At 59.7% G+C, this 18738-nt stretch carries 13 protein-coding genes, 2 tRNA genes and 3 rRNA genes; 9 read left to right on the forward strand and 9 right to left on the reverse strand.

Going from position 1 to position 18738, the window contains the following annotated elements:
* Positions 1 to 89: 89 nt before the first annotated feature.
* Entirely contained in the window at positions 90 to 218 is a 129-nt protein-coding gene (locus tag BLW71_RS42010) for a hypothetical protein (RefSeq protein WP_286162065.1), read from the forward strand.
* Between the two features lie 185 nt (positions 219 to 403).
* Here BLW71_RS42010 and rrf read toward each other — a convergent pair.
* From rrf to BLW71_RS09785, 6 genes are all read right to left on the reverse strand, one after another.
* A 5S ribosomal RNA gene (gene rrf / locus BLW71_RS09760) occupies positions 404 to 516 on the reverse strand.
* 208 nt (positions 517 to 724) lie between these two features.
* A 23S ribosomal RNA gene (locus BLW71_RS09765) occupies positions 725 to 3603 on the reverse strand.
* Positions 3604 to 3900: 297 nt separating this feature from the next.
* A tRNA-Ala gene (locus BLW71_RS09770) sits at positions 3901 to 3976 on the reverse strand.
* A gap of 68 nt (positions 3977 to 4044) precedes the next feature.
* Positions 4045 to 4121, reverse strand: a tRNA-Ile gene (locus tag BLW71_RS09775).
* 66 nt (positions 4122 to 4187) lie between these two features.
* A 16S ribosomal RNA gene (locus BLW71_RS09780) occupies positions 4188 to 5720 on the reverse strand.
* Together the 16S, 23S and 5S rRNA genes with 2 tRNA genes alongside form the textbook arrangement of a ribosomal RNA operon.
* Positions 5721 to 6195: 475 nt before the next feature.
* On the reverse strand, positions 6196 to 7311 hold the full coding sequence (locus BLW71_RS09785) for an AI-2E family transporter (protein WP_091795707.1): 1116 nt from the start codon (positions 7309 to 7311) through the stop codon (positions 6196 to 6198).
* A gap of 269 nt (positions 7312 to 7580) precedes the next feature.
* Between BLW71_RS09785 and BLW71_RS09795 the strand changes: the two genes are divergently transcribed.
* The 4 genes from BLW71_RS09795 to BLW71_RS09810 all read left to right on the forward strand — a co-directional run bounded on the left by BLW71_RS09795 (position 7581) and on the right by BLW71_RS09810 (position 11519).
* Positions 7581 to 8795 carry a DUF2863 family protein gene (locus BLW71_RS09795; RefSeq protein ID WP_091795714.1) on the forward strand — a complete coding sequence of 405 codons (1215 nt, stop codon included), beginning with the start codon at positions 7581 to 7583 and terminating at the stop codon, positions 8793 to 8795.
* A 233-nt stretch (positions 8796 to 9028) separates the two neighbouring features.
* Positions 9029 to 9907 (forward strand): response regulator transcription factor, encoded by an 879-nt coding sequence (locus BLW71_RS09800; protein ID WP_091795718.1) that lies wholly within the window; start codon positions 9029 to 9031, stop codon positions 9905 to 9907.
* Positions 9908 to 10019: 112 nt separating this feature from the next.
* On the forward strand, positions 10020 to 10694 hold the full coding sequence (locus tag BLW71_RS09805) for an energy-coupling factor ABC transporter permease (RefSeq protein ID WP_091795721.1): 675 nt from the start codon (positions 10020 to 10022) through the stop codon (positions 10692 to 10694).
* Between the two features lie 168 nt (positions 10695 to 10862).
* Entirely contained in the window at positions 10863 to 11519 is a 657-nt protein-coding gene (locus BLW71_RS09810; RefSeq protein WP_091795724.1) for a BspC domain-containing protein, read from the forward strand.
* A 138-nt stretch (positions 11520 to 11657) separates the two neighbouring features.
* Here the strand turns inward: BLW71_RS09810 and BLW71_RS09815 are convergent, their stop codons facing one another.
* Together BLW71_RS09815 and yaaA are read right to left on the reverse strand one after the other, a co-directional pair.
* Positions 11658 to 12812: a M14 family metallopeptidase gene (locus BLW71_RS09815; protein WP_091795728.1), complete on the reverse strand. Its 1155-nt coding sequence runs from the start codon at positions 12810 to 12812 to the stop codon at positions 11658 to 11660.
* 36 nt (positions 12813 to 12848) lie between these two features.
* A complete protein-coding gene (yaaA, locus tag BLW71_RS09820) occupies positions 12849 to 13631 on the reverse strand; it encodes a peroxide stress protein YaaA (RefSeq protein WP_091795731.1) in 783 nt (260 codons plus the stop codon).
* 57 nt (positions 13632 to 13688) lie between these two features.
* Here yaaA and BLW71_RS09825 point away from each other — a divergent pair, with 57 nt between their 5' ends.
* Both BLW71_RS09825 and BLW71_RS09830 read left to right on the forward strand, forming a co-directional pair.
* On the forward strand, positions 13689 to 14186 hold the full coding sequence (locus BLW71_RS09825; RefSeq protein WP_091795734.1) for a putative toxin-antitoxin system toxin component, PIN family: 498 nt from the start codon (positions 13689 to 13691) through the stop codon (positions 14184 to 14186).
* A gap of 142 nt (positions 14187 to 14328) precedes the next feature.
* On the forward strand, positions 14329 to 15501 hold the full coding sequence (locus BLW71_RS09830) for a pyridoxal phosphate-dependent aminotransferase (RefSeq protein ID WP_091795737.1): 1173 nt from the start codon (positions 14329 to 14331) through the stop codon (positions 15499 to 15501).
* 106 nt (positions 15502 to 15607) lie between these two features.
* On the opposite strand, the gene BLW71_RS09835 is transcribed toward BLW71_RS09830, so the two are convergent.
* The gene (locus BLW71_RS09835) at positions 15608 to 16255 is read right to left on the reverse strand and encodes a glutathione S-transferase family protein (RefSeq protein WP_091795739.1); all 648 of its coding nucleotides are present in this window, start codon (positions 16253 to 16255) and stop codon (positions 15608 to 15610) included.
* Between the two features lie 138 nt (positions 16256 to 16393).
* On the opposite strand from BLW71_RS09835, the gene BLW71_RS09840 reads away from it, so the two are divergent.
* Both BLW71_RS09840 and BLW71_RS09845 read left to right on the forward strand, forming a co-directional pair.
* Entirely contained in the window at positions 16394 to 17953 is a 1560-nt protein-coding gene (locus tag BLW71_RS09840) for a 3-hydroxyacyl-CoA dehydrogenase (RefSeq protein WP_091795742.1), read from the forward strand.
* Positions 17950 to 18738, forward strand: coding sequence for an oxepin-CoA hydrolase, alternative type (locus BLW71_RS09845; RefSeq protein ID WP_091795745.1), 789 nt, complete (start codon positions 17950 to 17952; stop codon positions 18736 to 18738). The genes BLW71_RS09840 and BLW71_RS09845 overlap by 4 nt, the downstream gene beginning before the upstream one ends.

An 18738-nucleotide genomic window follows, 5' to 3' on the forward strand; every position in this document is an offset into this window, starting at 1 on the left:
AGAAGTCGACAAAGCACAGATGAGCGATGGCACGGTGCCTGTGGGTGCGAGCAGCGGCGGGGATGTCGTGCCGCAGTGAAGCAGCGGTGATGTTGAGAGCGCCGCTGGCTGTGCCGGGGGCGGCTGCGGTGCGGGTGAGCCGCGCAGGTGTGGAGGTGGGACAGGCGTATCTGGAACTGACGGGCTATGCGAAGGCGGTGCGGCCGGGCAGGGAGTGAAGGCGCGGGTTCGCGTGGATAGTTTCGCGCGTATTCCGGGCCGTTTTCCACGTGTTCGTTCGTGTCTGTTCGTGTTCGTCCGCGCCTGCGGGCGTTTGCCGTTTGCCGGCGGGCGGCAGCCGGCGGGCGGCCGTAAACGCAGAAACCCCACCTTTTCGGGGTGGGGTTTCTGATGCTGCTGGGGAGCCTGACGATTACCTACTTTCACACGGGAATCCGCACTATCATCGGCGTGGAGTCGTTTCACGGTCCTGTTCGGGATGGGAAGGGGTGGGACCGACTCGCTATGGTCATCAGGCATGACTTGTTGCTGCGCTGTCTCTGGGGACAGCCCAACCAATCTGGAAGAAGTAGTTTCTGGTGATGCTCACCAGAGAAGCTTGGGGTTGTGTTGTTTCTGGCACAACACTGATCACTCAACCGTGTGTGGCGTCCCTGCCCCCTTCGGGGGTGGGATGCTCGTAAGTGCTGAAGCACTAACGATCATCGCAAGACACACCTGTTATAGGATCAAGCCTTACGGGCAATTAGTATCAGTTAGCTTAACGCATTACTGCGCTTCCACACCTGACCTATCAACGTCCTGGTCTTGAACGACCCTTCAAGGGGCTCGAAGCCCCGGGGATATCTCATCTTAAGGCGAGTTTCCCGCTTAGATGCTTTCAGCGGTTATCTCTTCCGAACATAGCTACCCGGCGATGCCACTGGCGTGACAACCGGTACACCAGAGGTTCGTCCACTCCGGTCCTCTCGTACTAGGAGCAGCCCCCTTCAAATATCCAGCGCCCACGGCAGATAGGGACCAAACTGTCTCACGACGTTTTAAACCCAGCTCACGTACCTCTTTAAATGGCGAACAGCCATACCCTTGGGACCGGCTACAGCCCCAGGATGAGATGAGCCGACATCGAGGTGCCAAACACCGCCGTCGATATGAACTCTTGGGCGGTATCAGCCTGTTATCCCCAGAGTACCTTTTATCCGTTGAGCGATGGCCCTTCCATACAGAACCACCGGATCACTATGACCTGCTTTCGCACCTGCTCGACTTGTCGGTCTCGCAGTTAAGCACGCTTATGCCATTGCACTATCAGCACGATTTCCGACCGTACCTAGCGTACCTTCGTACTCCTCCGTTACACTTTGGGAGGAGACCGCCCCAGTCAAACTGCCTACCATGCACTGTCCCCAGTCCGGATAACGGACCAAGGTTAGAACCTCAAACAAACCAGGGTGGTATTTCAAGGTCGGCTCCACGCAGACTGGCGTCCACGCTTCAAAGCCTCCCACCTATCCTACACAGACCGGTTCAAAGTCCAATGCAAAGCTACAGTAAAGGTTCATGGGGTCTTTCCGTCTAGCCGCGGGGAGATTGCATCATCACAAACACTTCAACTTCGCTGAGTCTCGGGAGGAGACAGTGTGGCCATCGTTACGCCATTCGTGCAGGTCGGAACTTACCCGACAAGGAATTTCGCTACCTTAGGACCGTTATAGTTACGGCCGCCGTTTACCGGGACTTCAATCAAGAGCTTGCACCCCATCATTTAATCTTCCGGCACCGGGCAGGCGTCACACCCTATACGTCCACTTTCGTGTTTGCAGAGTGCTGTGTTTTTATTAAACAGTCGCAGCCACCAGTTTATTGCAACCCCTTCACCCTTCTGGCGCAGGCCAGTCAAGCTACAGGGGCGTACCTTATCCCGAAGTTACGGTACCAATTTGCCGAGTTCCTTCTCCCGAGTTCTCTCAAGCGCCTTAGAATACTCATCTCGCCCACCTGTGTCGGTTTGCGGTACGGTCTTGTTAAACTGAAGCTTAGAGGCTTTTCTTGGAACCACTTCCAGTTGCTTCTTCACCGAAGTGAATGGCCTCGCACCCTTGAATTCCGCGCCCGGATTTGCCTAAGCGCCTTCTCCAATGCAAGGACCGGGACTTCCAACACCCGGACAACCTTCCGCGATCCGTCCCCCCATCGCATTTAACAATGGTGCAGGAATATTAACCTGCTTCCCATCAGCTACGCATTTCTGCCTCGCCTTAGGGGCCGACTCACCCTACGCCGATGAACGTTGCGTAGGAAACCTTGGGCTTACGGCGAGGGGGCCTTTCACCCCCTTTATCGCTACTCATGTCAGCATTCGCACTTCCGATACCTCCAGCGCACTTTTCAATGCACCTTCGCAGGCTTACGGAACGCTCTCCTACCATGCACATAAATGTGCATCCGCAGCTTCGGTATATTGCTTAGCCCCGTTACATCTTCCGCGCAGGACGACTCGATCAGTGAGCTATTACGCTTTCTTTAAAGGATGGCTGCTTCTAAGCCAACCTCCTGACTGTTTTAGCCTTCCCACTTCGTTTCCCACTTAGCAATATTTGGGGACCTTAGCTGGCGGTCTGGGTTGTTTCCCTCTTGACACCGGACGTTAGCACCCGATGTCTGTCTCCCGTGATTGCACTCTTCGGTATTCGGAGTTTGCTATGGCGTAGTAATCCGCAATGGACCCCACAACCATGACAGTGCTCTACCCCCGAAGGTGATACACGAGGCACTACCTAAATAGTTTTCGGAGAGAACCAGCTATTTCCAGGTTTGTTTAGCCTTTCACCCCTATCCACAGCTCATCCCCTAACTTTTCAACGTTAGTGGGTTCGGACCTCCAGTACGTGTTACCGCACCTTCATCCTGGCCATGGATAGATCACCTGGTTTCGGGTCTACACCCAGCGACTGAACGCCCTGTTCGGACTCGCTTTCGCTACGCCTGCCCTAATCGGTTAAGCTTGCCACTGAATGTAAGTCGCTGACCCATTATACAAAAGGTACGCCGTCACCCCTTGCGAGGCTCCGACTGTTTGTATGCATGCGGTTTCAGGATCTATTTCACTCCCCTCCCGGGGTTCTTTTCGCCTTTCCCTCACGGTACTGGTTCACTATCGGTCGATCACGAGTATTTAGCCTTGGAGGATGGTCCCCCCATCTTCAGACAGGATTTCACGTGTCCCGCCCTACTTGTCGTACACCCAGTTCTTCCTCGCTGTTTTCGTCTACAGGGCTATCACCTGCTATGGCGGCACTTTCCAGAGCCTTCGACTAACAATGAAGATAAAGAGTACAGGCTGGTCCCATTTCGCTCGCCACTACTCTGGGAATCTCGGTTGATTTCTTTTCCTGCGGTTACTTAGATGTTTCAGTTCACCGCGTTCGCTTCACGTAGCCTATGTATTCAGCTACGGATGACCCATACGGGCCGGGTTTCCCCATTCGGATATCGGTGGATCAAAGCTCGTTTGCCAGCTCCCCACCGCTTTTCGCAGGCTACCGCGTCCTTCATCGCCTGTGATCGCCAAGGCATCCACCACATGCACTTGTTCGCTTGACCCTATAACGGGTGTGTCTCTCTCGATTCACATGCCGCTACAGGTTGAGTATTCGTGTTGCGCCGTATTCCAAGGCAATCTTTCGATCACCTTTTCATACATTGATACAATCACAACCCTGATTCACCTACTCAACCACCCATCTCTAAGTGATCTTTCGTGAATCTCTTTACTACTTCTTCCTGATTGTTAAAGAACGACAGCCGATATCGCAGTTGCTATAACCGCGTATCACTCTGACTGGCTCAATCGCCAATGCACAACGCTCTGCTTCTCACAGAACGCTACGCATTGAGGATTGGTGGAGGATGACGGGATCGAACCGACGACCCCCTGCTTGCAAAGCAGGTGCTCTCCCAGCTGAGCTAATCCCCCAGTCATGCACAGATAATCTCTACCTGTTGATACCCAGAGGTTATCGATCAGCACACCAGACAAGACTTTGGTGGGTCTGGATGGATTCGAACCATCGACCCCCGCCTTATCAAGACGGTGCTCTAACCGACTGAGCTACAGACCCCTGAGTCTGTCTAAATTTCACAGCCGATAAGCGTGAGCGCTCAACACATTGACGCGTTAGCTCGAGAAAGGAGGTGATCCAGCCGCACCTTCCGATACGGCTACCTTGTTACGACTTCACCCCAGTCATGAATCCTACCGTGGTGACCGTCCTCCTTGCGGTTAGACTAGCCACTTCTGGTAAAACCCACTCCCATGGTGTGACGGGCGGTGTGTACAAGACCCGGGAACGTATTCACCGCGGCATGCTGATCCGCGATTACTAGCGATTCCAGCTTCACGCACTCGAGTTGCAGAGTGCGATCCGGACTACGATCGGTTTTCTGGGATTGGCTCCCCCTCGCGGGTTGGCGACCCTCTGTTCCGACCATTGTATGACGTGTGAAGCCCTACCCATAAGGGCCATGAGGACTTGACGTCATCCCCACCTTCCTCCGGTTTGTCACCGGCAGTCTCCCTAGAGTGCTCTTGCGTAGCAACTAGGGACAAGGGTTGCGCTCGTTGCGGGACTTAACCCAACATCTCACGACACGAGCTGACGACAGCCATGCAGCACCTGTGTTATGGCTCCCTTTCGGGCACCCTGACCTCTCAGCCAGGTTCCATACATGTCAAGGGTAGGTAAGGTTTTTCGCGTTGCATCGAATTAATCCACATCATCCACCGCTTGTGCGGGTCCCCGTCAATTCCTTTGAGTTTTAATCTTGCGACCGTACTCCCCAGGCGGTCAACTTCACGCGTTAGCTACGTTACTAAGGAAATGAATCCCCAACAACTAGTTGACATCGTTTAGGGCGTGGACTACCAGGGTATCTAATCCTGTTTGCTCCCCACGCTTTCGTGCATGAGCGTCAGTATTGGCCCAGGGGGCTGCCTTCGCCATCGGTATTCCTCCACATCTCTACGCATTTCACTGCTACACGTGGAATTCTACCCCCCTCTGCCATACTCTAGCCCGCCAGTCACAAATGCAGTTCCCAGGTTAAGCCCGGGGATTTCACATCTGTCTTAGCGGACCGCCTGCGCACGCTTTACGCCCAGTAATTCCGATTAACGCTTGCACCCTACGTATTACCGCGGCTGCTGGCACGTAGTTAGCCGGTGCTTATTCTTCCGGTACCGTCATCCCCCACGGGTATTAACCACGAGGTTTTCTTTCCGGACAAAAGTGCTTTACAACCCGAAGGCCTTCTTCACACACGCGGCATTGCTGGATCAGGCTTTCGCCCATTGTCCAAAATTCCCCACTGCTGCCTCCCGTAGGAGTCTGGGCCGTGTCTCAGTCCCAGTGTGGCTGGTCGTCCTCTCAGACCAGCTACAGATCGTCGCCTTGGTAGGCCTTTACCCCACCAACTAGCTAATCTGCCATCGGCCGCCCCTGTAGCGCGAGGTCCCGAAGGATCCCCCGCTTTCATCCACAGATCGTATGCGGTATTAATCCGGCTTTCGCCGGGCTATCCCCCACTACAGGACACGTTCCGATGTATTACTCACCCGTTCGCCACTCGCCACCAGGGTTGCCCCCGTGCTGCCGTTCGACTTGCATGTGTAAGGCATGCCGCCAGCGTTCAATCTGAGCCAGGATCAAACTCTTCAGTTCAAACCTGTTACTGTTTTTCGGTTCCGTTAAGAACCGGTCGCTCACTCAACGTACTGACGAATGATCCAACCATCTTGCGACAGTCAAACCTTCCTTTCATTACTGTGTGAGACTTGATACTTCTGCTCTGCGCCAGATTCCGAAGAATCCGGCCCGCATCGCGCATCAAGCGCCCACACTTATCGGCTGTTAATTTTTAAAGATCGAGTCCGCATTCACCACCGAACCAGCACCGTACTTCCACCTACCCGGCACCGCTTCGTTCTGCGTCGCTGCATCAGCAGCAGAGAAACGAGATTATGAAGAACTTTCACTACGTCGTCAACAGGTTTTTCTAACTTTCCCAACCCGCCCACGCCGCTGAAAGCCTTGCCACTGCTGGCTCTCCCGCCTCCCGCGCTCCGTTGTCCGAAGCACGAAAGAGCGAGATTCTAGCGAGCCGGCCAGCGCCTTGCAAGCATTATCTGAAATTTATTCAAGGCGCCTTTTTTATGCGGCTCGGCTCATCGACGACAGGCACTTTCATATCGGGCGCCAAAGCACCTGCAGCCGGCGCGCCAATGGTCCAATCGTGGAGCACGGTGTACGCGACCGCCAGCAAAGTCGGGCCGATGAAAACGCCGAGGAAGCCAAAAGCGAATGCACCGCCCAGGATGCCCAGCATCACCAGAATCAAAGGCATATCGCTATTCTTCCCGATCAGAATCGGCTTGATGACGTTGTCGGACATGCCGACGACCAGCACCCCCCACACCACCAGAAAGATCGCCCAGCCAGTCGCGCCGCCGTGGTACAGCCAGATCGCCGCTGGCAACCAGACAACCACCGGCCCACCCGGTATCACCGACAGAAAGAACGTCGCCAACCCGAGTAGCGCCGGGGCAGGCACACCGGCGATCCAACATCCGAATCCCGCCAGAATCCCCTGCACGAGGGCCGTGCCGAGAATCCCATAGACCACGCCCTTCACCGTGCTGCCAGCAAGTGCCAGCAGATAGTCGGCGCGCTCGCCGGCAATACGCCGCATGCCGGCGTTCAGCCAGGCCGCTGCGCCCTCTCCCCCCGTATAAAAGAAGAACGCGAGCACGATGCTCAACGCCAACAGACCGAGGCCATGCGTAACCGCAATTGCAGCGGCAAGAATCCACTTGCCCGCGGGTGCAGCGAGCGTACGCAATTGCGCGATCAGTTCGGAATTATTGCTTGTGACACGCTCCCAGAATGCCTCGATGCTGGAACCCACCAGCGGAATCCGGGCAACCCACGGCGGCAAATCCGGCAAGCCGGCTTCAAAGAGCCGCTGAACCAGCGCGACGATATCGTGTACGTGCGCCCCGAAAGCAAAGCCCGCATAGACGAACGGTCCAAGCACCACAATCAGAATGATCAACACGATCAACGTGGCGGCCCACTTGCGCCGCCCGCCGACGGCCGCGGTCAGCCTCCGGTACAAGCCCCAGGAGCTATAGCTGAGAATGGCGCCCCATAGTAGCGCGGTCGTGAAAGGCGCCAGCACCAGCAGCGATCCGCCCACCAGGATAATCAGCGCGAACACAGCGGCAAGCCGTTCGATCAGTTGGTCCGATTTCATGATGAATCTCCTGTTGCGCCAATCCCCGGCGACGAATGGACATACTTTTGTCTGGCGTTCGCTGAAAGCGCTCAGTATAGAAGCGAGTCACGCGCCCGGGGGCGTCTTATATCATCGGGCCAAGCCGCTGCGCAACGGTCTCGAAGGCGCGCTCAACAGGCTGATTTTTCGCACGGAAACGTCCCAATTCATCCGGCATTGCCGACCAAATAATATGGCGGCATAGAAAAGACTAGAATATAAGGTTGTACACCCCAATTTCCGGATTTATGCGCTCGCGAATCGCCAAACGTCTCCCACCCGATGCCGACAAGCTGGTCGGTCTTTCGCTCGCGCTTTTCGCGTCGGGCAGCCGCACCGAGGACCGCTTCTGGGAAGCGAAACTCGACGCGCTGCTCGCCAAGATCGTTCGCAACGCCAACCAGACTACGCTGGACGCCGCGCTCGATCATCTGCAGCAAAATCATCCCGACGCCTACGGCGCGCTCGCCGACATGGCGGAAACGCACAGCGAGTCGTTCATCATCGAACACGAAGGCGTGCCTCATGAGGCGCTGCTGATCGCCGCGCCCGTGCTCGCCTGGACCCGCTACATGATTCCGTCCGGCCCGCTCAAGGCCGACGCCGCCGACGCCCTGCGCGCGCACCTCCAGGCACATGTGCTCGCAGCGAATACGCGGGTCGCCATGGCGCCTTTCCTTTACAGCATCGATCAGCTGCCGCGTCATCATGTCGAAACCTGGCGCATTGCCCAGCAGCTCGCTCAGGCGGCCATGACCGGCGGCAACGTCAAACTGAATTTCGGCGAGTTGCCGGAAACTTCGCCGATTCTGGCCGACCCGCGCTTCCTGCTGGCCGTGGTCGCGGCCCCGGTAGGCGAGCCGACGTTCCGCTGGCAGGAAGAAGAGCACGGCAGCCGGATCGAGCGCGGGCAATGCCTTGAACAATGGGCTACGCAAGGCGGCGCCAATTTGTCGCTGGTGCTGCCCGGCTGCGAATTCGAGTGCCTGTTGCCGGACGCCTATTACTCTGCCTGCCGCGATGCCGACGAGAGCGTGCGCCCTCACACCGTGCGCACCGCCGTGCGCTATCTGTTCGACACGATCGGTGCTGCGCCTCAGGAATTGCGCGCGGTCGTCGCGGGCTTCGGCGAACGCCGCATCGACGAATACCGCGTCGGCTTCACGCGCCGGGGCAGCAATGACGTGATCTATGGCGTCGTGTGGCCGCTTTACGGCCGTGAGAACGGCGAGCCGGGCATCGACGAAGAGCCGCAGGAAACCGCCGCGTCGGACGACCCGCTCGAGGAAATCGTCGCGCTGCTCAAGGAGACCGGTGTGACCGAGGTGCGCCGGCACGCCGGCCGCTTCGAGCCGGAATATTGCGACGATTGCGGCGTGCCGCTCTATGCCGACCCGCTCGGCGAAATCGTCCACGCCGAAATGCCGGAGGACGCGGAGCCCGCACAGCCGCACTTCCATTGAACATGGTCGCAGGCGCATTTCGGGCGCCGCGTACGACATGACAAAGCCCCGCCGAGCGCGGGGCTTTTTTGTGCCTCTACGTTCTTACGTCATTCCTCTTATGCCTTTTGGACAGGCCGTCAAATTGAAGGGAATTTGTCATCATAGGAACGGCGACGCATCGCAACGCATCCGGCTCTCACTTGCCGCGCGTCTGCATCGCGCCACTTCGCCCGATTCATCTGGAGACATGCATGCGATTCTCGATACTCAACTCAGACGCGGAACGACGTGATGGACTCAAAGCACTTCTGCGGCAAATTGACCGGCTGGCGCGTTTTAACGAAGCCCAGGATTGGCGTCAGGTCGAACGCACGCTCAAACGTCAGCGGCCCGACCTGCTCGTCATCGATTGGCAGGACTGGATGTCGATCGCCGATACGCGCCATCTGCTCAGTCATTACCCCGATCTGCGCATTGCAGTGCTGACGGACCAGATCTCGCCGGTCGCCGTGCGGGACCTCATGGACGAGGGCGTGCTTGGCGTCGTGCCGCGCGACACCGATCCTTGTCTGATCGTGCGCGCATTTGAAATGGTACTGCTGGGCGGTCACTACGTGCCGCCCGGCGCGCTGGCGCTCGATCCTCCGCTGCCGCCGGATACCGCCATCCGGCCGTTCGACGAAAAGAGCCCTCCACCGCGCCGCGCCAAACTGGCCAACGGGCTATCACCCCGCCAGCAGCAAATCATGCGCTGCGTTCACATGGGCAGCACCAACAAGATGATCGCGCGCACCCTCGGCATTAGCGAAGGCACCGTCAAGATCCATCTGACCAGCATATTCCAGCAACTCGGGGCGCCGAATCGCGCTGCCGCGGTCGCGCTTTACAACGGCTGGCTATCGAACCATCTGCAAGTACTGCGCAATGATGCCGACGGCCCGGTTCGCCCGATCATGGGGCAAGCCGGCGTGGTGCCTTTGCGTCGCCGCACGCGACGGCGCTTCCACTATCCGTTGCCTGCTAACGACACGGCCGCCCTGCTGCCGATGGCAGCCGAACCGGGCGCACAGTACGGCGACGCGCCGCCCGCCGGACCAGCAACGGACCCACTTGCGCCAGGCCCTGCGTGAGCGTCGCCGGGGCACGCGTCAGCATTCGGGCGGCTACTTTCTAACAGCGTTTGCGCCTGCTGGCATGGAATCCGCTCACACCTTTTCTCGTCCAACGAGTAATATGAGACACATGGGTTTCCTCTACACACCGCTTCCGTTCTGGGTCGCTGTCGGTGGCTGGATCGTCACTGCGATAGTGGTCGCGCTCGCGCTGTGGAAAAATCCTTTCAAACGACTTCAAGACGGCACCCTGCAGCATGTCTGGCTTGCGATCATCGTCGCAGTGTCGGTGCTGTGGGCCACCAACGCATGGCTCGACGACGGCACCGTCATGCATCTGCTCGGCGCCACGCTAGTCGTCACCTTGTTCGACTGGGCGCTGGCGCTGATCGCCATGGCGGTGGTCACCGGTCTGGCCGCTGTCGTCTTCGATGCTCCCTGGCAGGGTATCGCGCTAACCTTCCTCGTCTATGGTGCATTGCCAGTCGGCATTTCTACTCTGGTCCAACGCATCAGCATTGCGTGGTTGCCGCGCAATCTCTTCATGTTCATCTTCGGCCAGGGGTTTGTGTCGCCGGCCATTGCCGTGTCGCTTACGGCGGCCGCGGCTCTCGGCGTGCATATCGCGCTCGCCGACGGCTCCATGACCGTGATCCCCGCAGGCTACGCGCTCAGCGTGCTTCTACTTGCCACAGGGGAAGCCTGGTTCACCGGCATGTCGACGGCATTGATCGCGGTGTATCGTCCTGCGTGGGTCACCACTTATGACGTACGCAGATATCGATTGGGCGGACCGCGCACCTGACACTCGCACGACCATTGAACGTGCAGCTGCGGCAATGGGCGCCTCGGCTACATGAACCGCTCGTGCCGGCGCACCACGACAGGACAAAATATTTTGTGCCAGGATTGAACTCCACCCTCTCGCGGGGCATCTTACGTGCCTCATGTCTCATTAGCGTCTAACAACTAGATGGATCGCACCAACGTACCGCGCAGAATGCTGCGGTTGGTCGGCCGGTTGGCAACATATGCGGCGAGTCTCTCGCTCATCTGTTCCACTTCCGCGCTCGCCGACCAACTCGAACAGCACAACGATCTCGTCAATAGATTTGTCAATGAAATGCATGCAGACCCGCTCGTTGCGGACTGCGCTGCTCATGGCAACTTTGTCGCCAGCACGTCAACTGCCTTCGACCATGTCGAATTTCCACCTAGCTCGTTCGATAGCGCGCATGCGTCGGTCACGCCGTGGAACGATTCGTTCGACGAGGGCAAGCAGCGCGTCAAGGTAGACAACATCGTCACCGTCGAAGGGCTCGGCGTGCGCCAAAGCGGCGAAGGCGACCCCGCCGATCTGAAGTTCCGCTGCGGCTATGTCGGTGCGCAGATGCTGGCGTTCAGTTGGAACGATCCGGTGCCACCGGCCCGTGCGCGCGCCTCGGAACCCTCGGGATCGCGAGCGGCGTCGGGCAAGCATAAGAGCGCCAAAGGCAAGCACTCGGCGAGCGGCAAAACCACGAAGAAAGCGACCACGAAGTCTTCCAAACCGAACTCGGGCAAGTCGTCGAGAACGAACTCGAACAAAGCAACCGCGAAGAAGACACCGGCGAAGAAGAAAACTCAGTAGCGGTTCGCGCTTGCGGCATCGCTCCGCCGGCCGAGAGTCACCGGCCGAGAGTCACCGGCCAAGAGTCAATCAGCCGCCCCAATGAAAACGAGGCACACACCGTGAAGTGTGTGCCTCGTTTTTTATGCCGAGTTCGCTTTAAGCAAACGTCTCCACGTGCCGCAGGATCGCCTGAAGCATCGCGGCACCGAGCGACGCGCTACGCTCGCCGTTCCAGCCCACCCGTTTGTCAGGCAGATTCGCGTTGTCCTTGAACGGCATCTCCAGCGTGAGCGACAGGCAGCCAAATTCGTTGCCGATGTACTTCGACGCCAGTTTCAGCGCGTCCTCACGATATTTGCTCGCCGCGTAGCCGTGCTTGTCCTGGAAATCGGGGCTCGCGTGCTTGAACGCTTCGATGAACGCGTGCTGCTCTTCCCGCTGCCGCTCGGTAAAGCCCGGCAGCATTTCGGAGCCGGCCACGAACACGTAGGGCAGCGCCTCGTCACCGTGGATATCGAAGAACAGGTCGCAGCCGGTGGCGTGAATCGCGTCGCGCACCACCAGCACTTCGGGACTGCGCGCGGCATCCGGCTCCATCCACTCGCGATTCAGATTCGCACCGGCCGCATTGGTGCGCAGATTGCCGTGCACGCTGCCGTCCGGATTCATATTCGGCACGATGTAGAAGACCGCGTGATCGTAGAGCTTGCGCGCCACCGGGTCGCCCGCCCAATCGCCCCAACCCGCGAGCCGCTTCACGAGACCCTCGATAAACCACTCGGCCATCGTCTCACCAGGATGCTGGCGCGCGATCAGCCAGATTTTCTTCCTGGGTGTATCGCCGGTTTGCGACGTGCCGAGCGTGAGCAGCGAAATGGGCCGACCTTCGACGCTCTTGCCCAATTCCGTGAGCGTCGCCTGAGGCATCTGCTGCACCGCGCCCAGAAACTCCGCATGACGCTCCTCGCTATACGGCTCGAAATACGCGTAGTAAATGCGGTCGAAGTCCGGCGTGTGGTCGATCTTCAGCACGCGGCCGTCGTACGACGTGGGTACGCGGAACCAGTTCACCCGGTCATAGCTCGCCACCGCCTGATAATCGCGCCAGCCTTCGGCGAAAGCGCATGCGGCCGCATTCTCGAAGGTCATCACGCAGCGCTCGCCCGCCGCGCCGGACAAGCGGAAGTAAAACCACTGCGCGAACTCGGCATGGCTGTCCGGCCGCACGCGCAAACGGATATTGCCCGCTTCTTCACAGGACAGCACTTCAATCGCGCCTGCGTCGAAGTTGCTCGTAATGGATAACGTCATGATGGTTTTTCCCTGCTTGTACGCGCGGCGAAACGCTTATTCAGCAACGCGGCGGCGGAATACGTAAGTGGAATCATTCGACGCTTCGGCGTCGAACGCATAGCCTTCGACGTCGAATTCCTTCAACTGCTCGGGCTTGTCGAGACGGTTCTCCACGGCATAGCGCGCCATCAGGCCGCGCGCCCGTTTTGCATGGAAGCTGATGATCTTGTAGCGACCGCCCTTCCAGTCCTCGAAAACGGGCGTAATGACCGGCGCTTCGAGCAGCTTCGGCTTGACGGACTTGAAGTATTCGCCCGACGCGCAATTGACCAGCACGCGGGACGCCGCGGCATTCTTCTTGAGCTGTGCATTCAAGGCCTGCGTGATCCGCTCGCCCCAGAATGCGTACAGATCCTTGCCGCGCGGGTTAGCGAAACGCGTACCCATTTCCAGCCGGTAAGGTTGCAGCAGATCGAGCGGACGCAGCAAACCGTACAGGCCGGACAACACGCGCACGTGATTCTGCGCGTAGTCGAGATCCGCCGCCGACAACGTCTTCGCGTTGAAACCCTCGTACACGTCGCCATTGAACGCCAGCACCGCCTGCTTGGCGTTGTGCGTGCCGAATTTGGGCGACCATTCTGCGTAGCGCTGGAAATTGAGGTGCGCGAGCTGATCCGAAATATCCATCAAGGAGGCGATCTGCTGCGGCGACAACCTGCGCAATCCGCCGATCAATTCGGCCGCGTCGTCGACGAAATCGGGGATCGTGTGCTTTTTGACGTGAGGCGGGGTTTCGTAGTCGAGCGATTTCGCCGGCGACAGAACGATTATCATAGAGGCTTGCAGGCACGCCGTGCCTGGCGGTCAAAGACGAAAGCCAGATTGTAACGAATGCCCGGTTCCCATGTCTCACGCGGCGCTTTGCGCGTCGTCCTCGATTCCAATGTGTGGATCGACATTCTCGTGTTCGACGACCCGCACACGCGGCCGATCGCGGCCGCGCTCGAAAGTGGTGCGCTGGCCGCGCTGATCGACGCGCGCTGCCTCGCCGAACTCACCTACGTGCTCGACTACCCGCAGTTCGTGCATCGGAACGTGGACAAGGCCGCCGCGCTCGCGGTCGTCGCACGGCTCGCGCAACGGGTCGATCCCGTTGCGCAAACGGAAGATACGAGACCCTTGCCCAAATGCAAAGACCGCGACGACCAGAAGTTTCTCGAACTCGCGCACGCCGCGCAGGCTGACTGGCTGGTCTCGAAAGATCGCGCGGTGTTGAAGCTGGCCAAACGGATTGCACGCGACTTCGGCTTTCAGATCGCCCAGCCGGCGCCCTTCGTCGCCGCCATTGGCGCGTCCCTGAGCGTCACCGGCGAGACTGCAACCGCATGACCCGCCAGGCGCACAGCCTTGGCCAGTCGGCTAACGTGCACTTCGCGGCACGCACACCGCGCCGCGATTCCCTACAATCAGGCTTCGTCCATTTCACGCGACGCCTTTGTCTAACCCACTCGCCCACGCTCCGGACAGCGCCATGAATGCACCGCACGACACGCCCACGAGTCCCACGTTTCCGTCTCGCCTGCCGAATGTCGGCACGACGATCTTCACCGTGATGAGCGCGCTCGCCGCAGAAAAAGGCGCGGTAAATTTGGGTCAGGGCTTTCCCGATTTCAACTGCGATCCACGCATTGTCGACGCGGTCGCGAACGCCATGCGCGACGGCCACAACCAGTACCCGCCCATGGCGGGCGCCGCGCCGCTGCGCCAGGCCATTTCGGACAAGATCGCGAACCTGTACGGGCGCCGCTACGACGCCACGACCGAAATCACCGTGACCGCGGGCGCGACACAGGCGTTGCTCACCGCGATTCTCTGTACCGTCCACCCGGGCGACGAAGTGATCGTGGTCGAGCCGACCTACGACAGCTATCTGCCGTCCATCGAACTGGCCGGCGGCAAGCCGGTCTTCGTCACGCTCGAGGCGCCCGACTACGCCATTCCGTTCGACAAGCTCGCTGCCGCGATCACGCCGAAAACGCGGCTCCTGCTGATCAATACACCGCACAATCCGACCGGCACGGTCTGGCGCGAGCAAGACATGCGCAAGCTCGAAGAGATCGTGCGCGGCACCAACGTGCTGATTCTTTCCGACGAAGTGTATGAACACATGGTCTATGACGGCGCGCCGCACGAAAGCGTGGCCCGCTACCCAGAACTGGCGCAGCGCAGTTTCGTGGTGTCGAGCTTCGGCAAGACCTACCATGTGACGGGCTGGAAAGTCGGCTATGTCGCCGCGCCCGCCGCGCTCACCGCCGAGTTCCGCAAGGTGCACCAGTTCAACGTGTTCACGGTCAATACGCCGATGCAGATCGGCCTTGCCGACTACATGAAAGATCCTGCACCGTATCTCGACCTGCCGGCGTTCTATCAGAAGAAGCGCGACTTCTTCCGCGCCGGCCTCGCGAATTCGCGCTTCAAGCTATTGCCTTGCACGGGCACTTACTTTCAGTGCGTCGACTATTCGGCGATCAGCGATCTGCCCGAAGCAGAATTCGCCCAATGGCTGACCGGCGAGATCGGCGTGGCGGCCATTCCGGTCTCGGCGTTCTATCACGAGGCGCATGAATCGGGCGTGGTGCGCTTCTGCTTTGCCAAGCAGGAAAGCACGCTCGCCACAGCGCTCGAGCGGCTGGCGCGGCTCTGACATGTCCCGCGCGACGCCGCGAACGAACCTCCGTTCCCTGCTATCGCGCGCAATGGTCCCGGCGTGCGCGCCTCGCGCGTGTTCGCTTAAGGCCGGGCAGCGCCCGTCAAACCGGGCGCGAAGCCGCGATGTACGCCTTGCGATCTTCGGTCACGCGTTGCGCCGCCGGCCGGGCGTTGATCACTTTCACGTAGCTCTTCCAGTCCACGCCGGCGTCCAGCAAAAAATCGCGACCGTAGATTGTCTGCGTCGCCATGCCCACCAGCGGCAAGCTCACATACCCCGCCGTATCCGCAACACTGAAGCGCTCGCCGCTCAGGTACGGCCCGAACTTCGCGATCCGCCTGAAGCCGGCAATGTGATGTTGGAGAAGTTTCTCGACACGCCCTTTAGTCGCCTCGGTCACCGTGCCGCCGAAGAACGCTTCCTTGTAGAGATTGCGCGCGGTCAGTTCGAGATGCACGTCGACGAACATGATCAGCTCGCGCTCCTTGGCCGCTTCCCAAGGGTCAGCGGAGAAGATCGTCTTGTCGGGAAAGCGCGCGGCCAGATACTCGACGATGCATTGCGATTCGCACAGATCGCCCTCTTCGGTCTGCAGATAAGGCACCTTGCCGAGCGGCGAATGCTCCAGCATCGCCTCGTCCTGACTCGGCAACACCGACACCTCCTCGAACGGAATACCGTGTTCGAGCAGCACGAACTTCACTTTGTTGTAATAGTTAGAGAGCGCGAAACCGCACAGCTTGATCATCGGGTGTCTCCTTCCTTAGGGTTGTATGCGACCGCTCGTGCTCATCGAAATCAAAGTCAAAGCAGCGGTCGTCCATCAATCATCCAGTAAATTGCACGATCGTGCTATTCTAAAATAACCATGGAGTCGAGCATCACAATGACCTCTCGCAATTTCAGCATCGAGACTATCGGCATTGTCGGAACCGGAGCAATGGGCCGCGGCATCGCGCAGATTGCCGCACTGGCCGGTTTCACCGTGCGTCTGTACGACACCAATCCTGCTGCAATCGGCGCCGCGCGCGACTATCTCGCCGAGACTTTCGCCAGGTTGACCGCGAAAGGCAAGCTCGACCAGGCCCGCTCTCTTGCGGCGCTCGCGAATGTCAGCGGCGCGCAGGCCATTGGCGATCTGGCCGGTTGCGATCTGGTCGTCGAGGCGATCGTCGAAAAACTCGACGTGAAGCAGGCGCTGTTCCGCGAACTCGAGACCGTGGTGAGCGGCCATTGCGTGCTGGCGTCCAATACGTCTTCGCTGTCCATCACGGCGATTGCCGCGGGCTGTAGCGATCCGTCGCGCGTGGTCGGTTATCACTTCTTCAATCCGGTGCCGTTGATGAAGGTCGTCGAAGTGATCGACGGTCTGCGCAGCGACCCCGCCGCAGGCGACGCGCTGATGGAACTCGCGCGCCGCATGGGTCACACGCCGGTGCGCGCGAAAGATATGCCCGGCTTCATCGTGAATCACGCGGGCCGCGGCATGAATACCGAGGGCTTGCGCGTAGCGGGTGAAGGCGTGGCCAGCTTCGCCGACATCGACCGTATCATGCGCGAGCAGGCGGGTTTTCGCCTCGGGCCGTTCGAGTTGCTCGACCTGACGGCGCTGGACGTCTCGCATCCGGTGATGGAGTCGATCTATCACCAGTTCTATGAGGAACCGCGCTTCACGCCGTCGCCCATCACCGGCACACGGCTCGCGGGCGGATTGATCGGCCGCAAGACGGGTGAAGGCTTTTACCGCTACGAAGACGGCAAGCAGCAAGTGCCTGCCGAAGCGCCCGCGCCGACTGGACTGCCGGCCAGCGTGTGGGTCAGCAAGCGTTATCCGCAAGCGCACGACGCCGTCGTGCAACTCATCGAGAAAGCCGGCGTGAAACTCGACGACGGCGCGACGCCCGAAGCCAACTCGTTGATCGTCGTCACGCCGTTCGGTCACGACGCGACCACAGCCGCAGTCGACGAAGCGCTCGACGCGAGCCGTGTCGTCGCCGTCGACGCGCTCTTCCCGCTCGTCGGCGCACATCGCCGCACGCTGATGACAACGCCCGCCACCACTCGCGCCGCGCGTGACACGGCGCATGCGCTCTTCGCCGCTGACGGCGTGCCCGTCACCGTGATCCGCGACTCGACCGGCTTCGTTGCGCAACGCGTGGTGGCGACTATCGTCAATATCGGTTGCGACATCGCGCAAAAACAGATCGCCACGCCTGACGATATCGATCTCGCCGTGACGCTCGGCCTCGGCTACCCACGCGGCCCGCTGGCGCTCGGCGACGCCCTCGGTTCGACCACCATTCTCGCGATCCTGCGCAATATGTTCAGTGTGCTCGGCGACCCGCGCTATCGTCCTTCACCCTGGCTCGCGCGGCGAGCCCAGCTTGGCCTTTCGCTGACCCAACGCGACGCAACCGATACAGACACCACGGAGACACAACAATGAGCGCCGAACTGCTGACCTCGCGCCCGACCGAAAGCGAATCGACACTGGTTCTCACGCTGTCGAACCCCGGCGCGCGCAACGCGCTGCACCCGGACATGTACGCCGCAGGGATCGAAGCGCTCGACTCGGTGGAGCGCGATCCGTCGATCCGCGCCGTCGTGATCACCGGCGCCGACAACTTCTTCTGTGCGGGCGGCAATCTGAATCGCCTGCTGGAAAACCGCGCGAAAGATCCGTCCGTGCAAGCTCAGAGCATCGACCTGCTCGGCGAATGGATCTCGGCGCTGCGCCTTTCGTCGAAGCCGGTGATCGCCGCCGTGGACGGCGCCGCCGCCGGCGCGGGATTCTCGCTTGCGCTCGCGTGCGACCTGATCGTTGCCGCGGACACGGCCAAATTCGTCATGTCGTATGCACGCGTCGGCCTGACACCCGACGGCGGCGGTTCGTGGTTCCTCGCACAAGCGCTGCCGCGTCAGTTGGCCACCGAGGTACTGATCGAAGGCAAACCGATCGGCGCCACGCGTTTGCATGAACTCGGTGTCGTCAACAAACTGGCCAGGACCGGCGCCGTGCGCGACGCCGCGGTTGCATGGGCCGACGAACTCGGCAAGATTTCGCCCAATTCAGTCGCGCGCATCAAGGGGCTGATCGGCGCGGCCGGCGCGCAACCGCTCCCTGATCATCTGGTGACAGAGCGCGACAACTTTGTCGCGTCGCTGCATCATCGGGACAGTCTTGAAGGGATTTCCGCGTTCCTCGAAAAACGCGCTCCGGTGTATAAGTGA

This window comes from Burkholderia sp. WP9, from assembly GCF_900104795.1.
In the GTDB taxonomy this organism is placed as follows: Bacteria; Pseudomonadota; Gammaproteobacteria; order Burkholderiales; family Burkholderiaceae; genus Paraburkholderia.

Excerpts from the sequence above, each read along its gene's own strand:
- BLW71_RS09835 (WP_091795739.1), bottom strand. The coding sequence starts at position 16,255 with ATGATCAAGCTGTGCGGTTTCGCGCTCTCTAACTATTACAACAAAGTG.
- BLW71_RS09845 (WP_091795745.1), top strand. The coding sequence starts at position 17,950 with ATGAGCGCCGAACTGCTGACCTCGCGCCCGACCGAAAGCGAATCGACA.
- yaaA (WP_091795731.1), bottom strand. The coding sequence starts at position 13,631 with ATGATAATCGTTCTGTCGCCGGCGAAATCGCTCGACTACGAAACCCCG.
- BLW71_RS09795 (WP_091795714.1), top strand. The coding sequence starts at position 7,581 with ATGCGCTCGCGAATCGCCAAACGTCTCCCACCCGATGCCGACAAGCTG.
- BLW71_RS09800 (WP_091795718.1), top strand. The coding sequence starts at position 9,029 with ATGCGATTCTCGATACTCAACTCAGACGCGGAACGACGTGATGGACTC.
- BLW71_RS09785 (WP_091795707.1), bottom strand. The coding sequence starts at position 7,311 with ATGAAATCGGACCAACTGATCGAACGGCTTGCCGCTGTGTTCGCGCTG.
- BLW71_RS09810 (WP_091795724.1), top strand. The coding sequence starts at position 10,863 with ATGGATCGCACCAACGTACCGCGCAGAATGCTGCGGTTGGTCGGCCGG.
- BLW71_RS09815 (WP_091795728.1), bottom strand. The coding sequence starts at position 12,812 with ATGACGTTATCCATTACGAGCAACTTCGACGCAGGCGCGATTGAAGTG.
- BLW71_RS09825 (WP_091795734.1), top strand. The coding sequence starts at position 13,689 with ATGCCCGGTTCCCATGTCTCACGCGGCGCTTTGCGCGTCGTCCTCGAT.
- BLW71_RS09830 (WP_091795737.1), top strand. The coding sequence starts at position 14,329 with ATGAATGCACCGCACGACACGCCCACGAGTCCCACGTTTCCGTCTCGC.
- BLW71_RS42010 (WP_286162065.1), top strand. The coding sequence starts at position 90 with ATGTTGAGAGCGCCGCTGGCTGTGCCGGGGGCGGCTGCGGTGCGGGTG.
- BLW71_RS09840 (WP_091795742.1), top strand. The coding sequence starts at position 16,394 with ATGACCTCTCGCAATTTCAGCATCGAGACTATCGGCATTGTCGGAACC.
- BLW71_RS09805 (WP_091795721.1), top strand. The coding sequence starts at position 10,020 with ATGGGTTTCCTCTACACACCGCTTCCGTTCTGGGTCGCTGTCGGTGGC.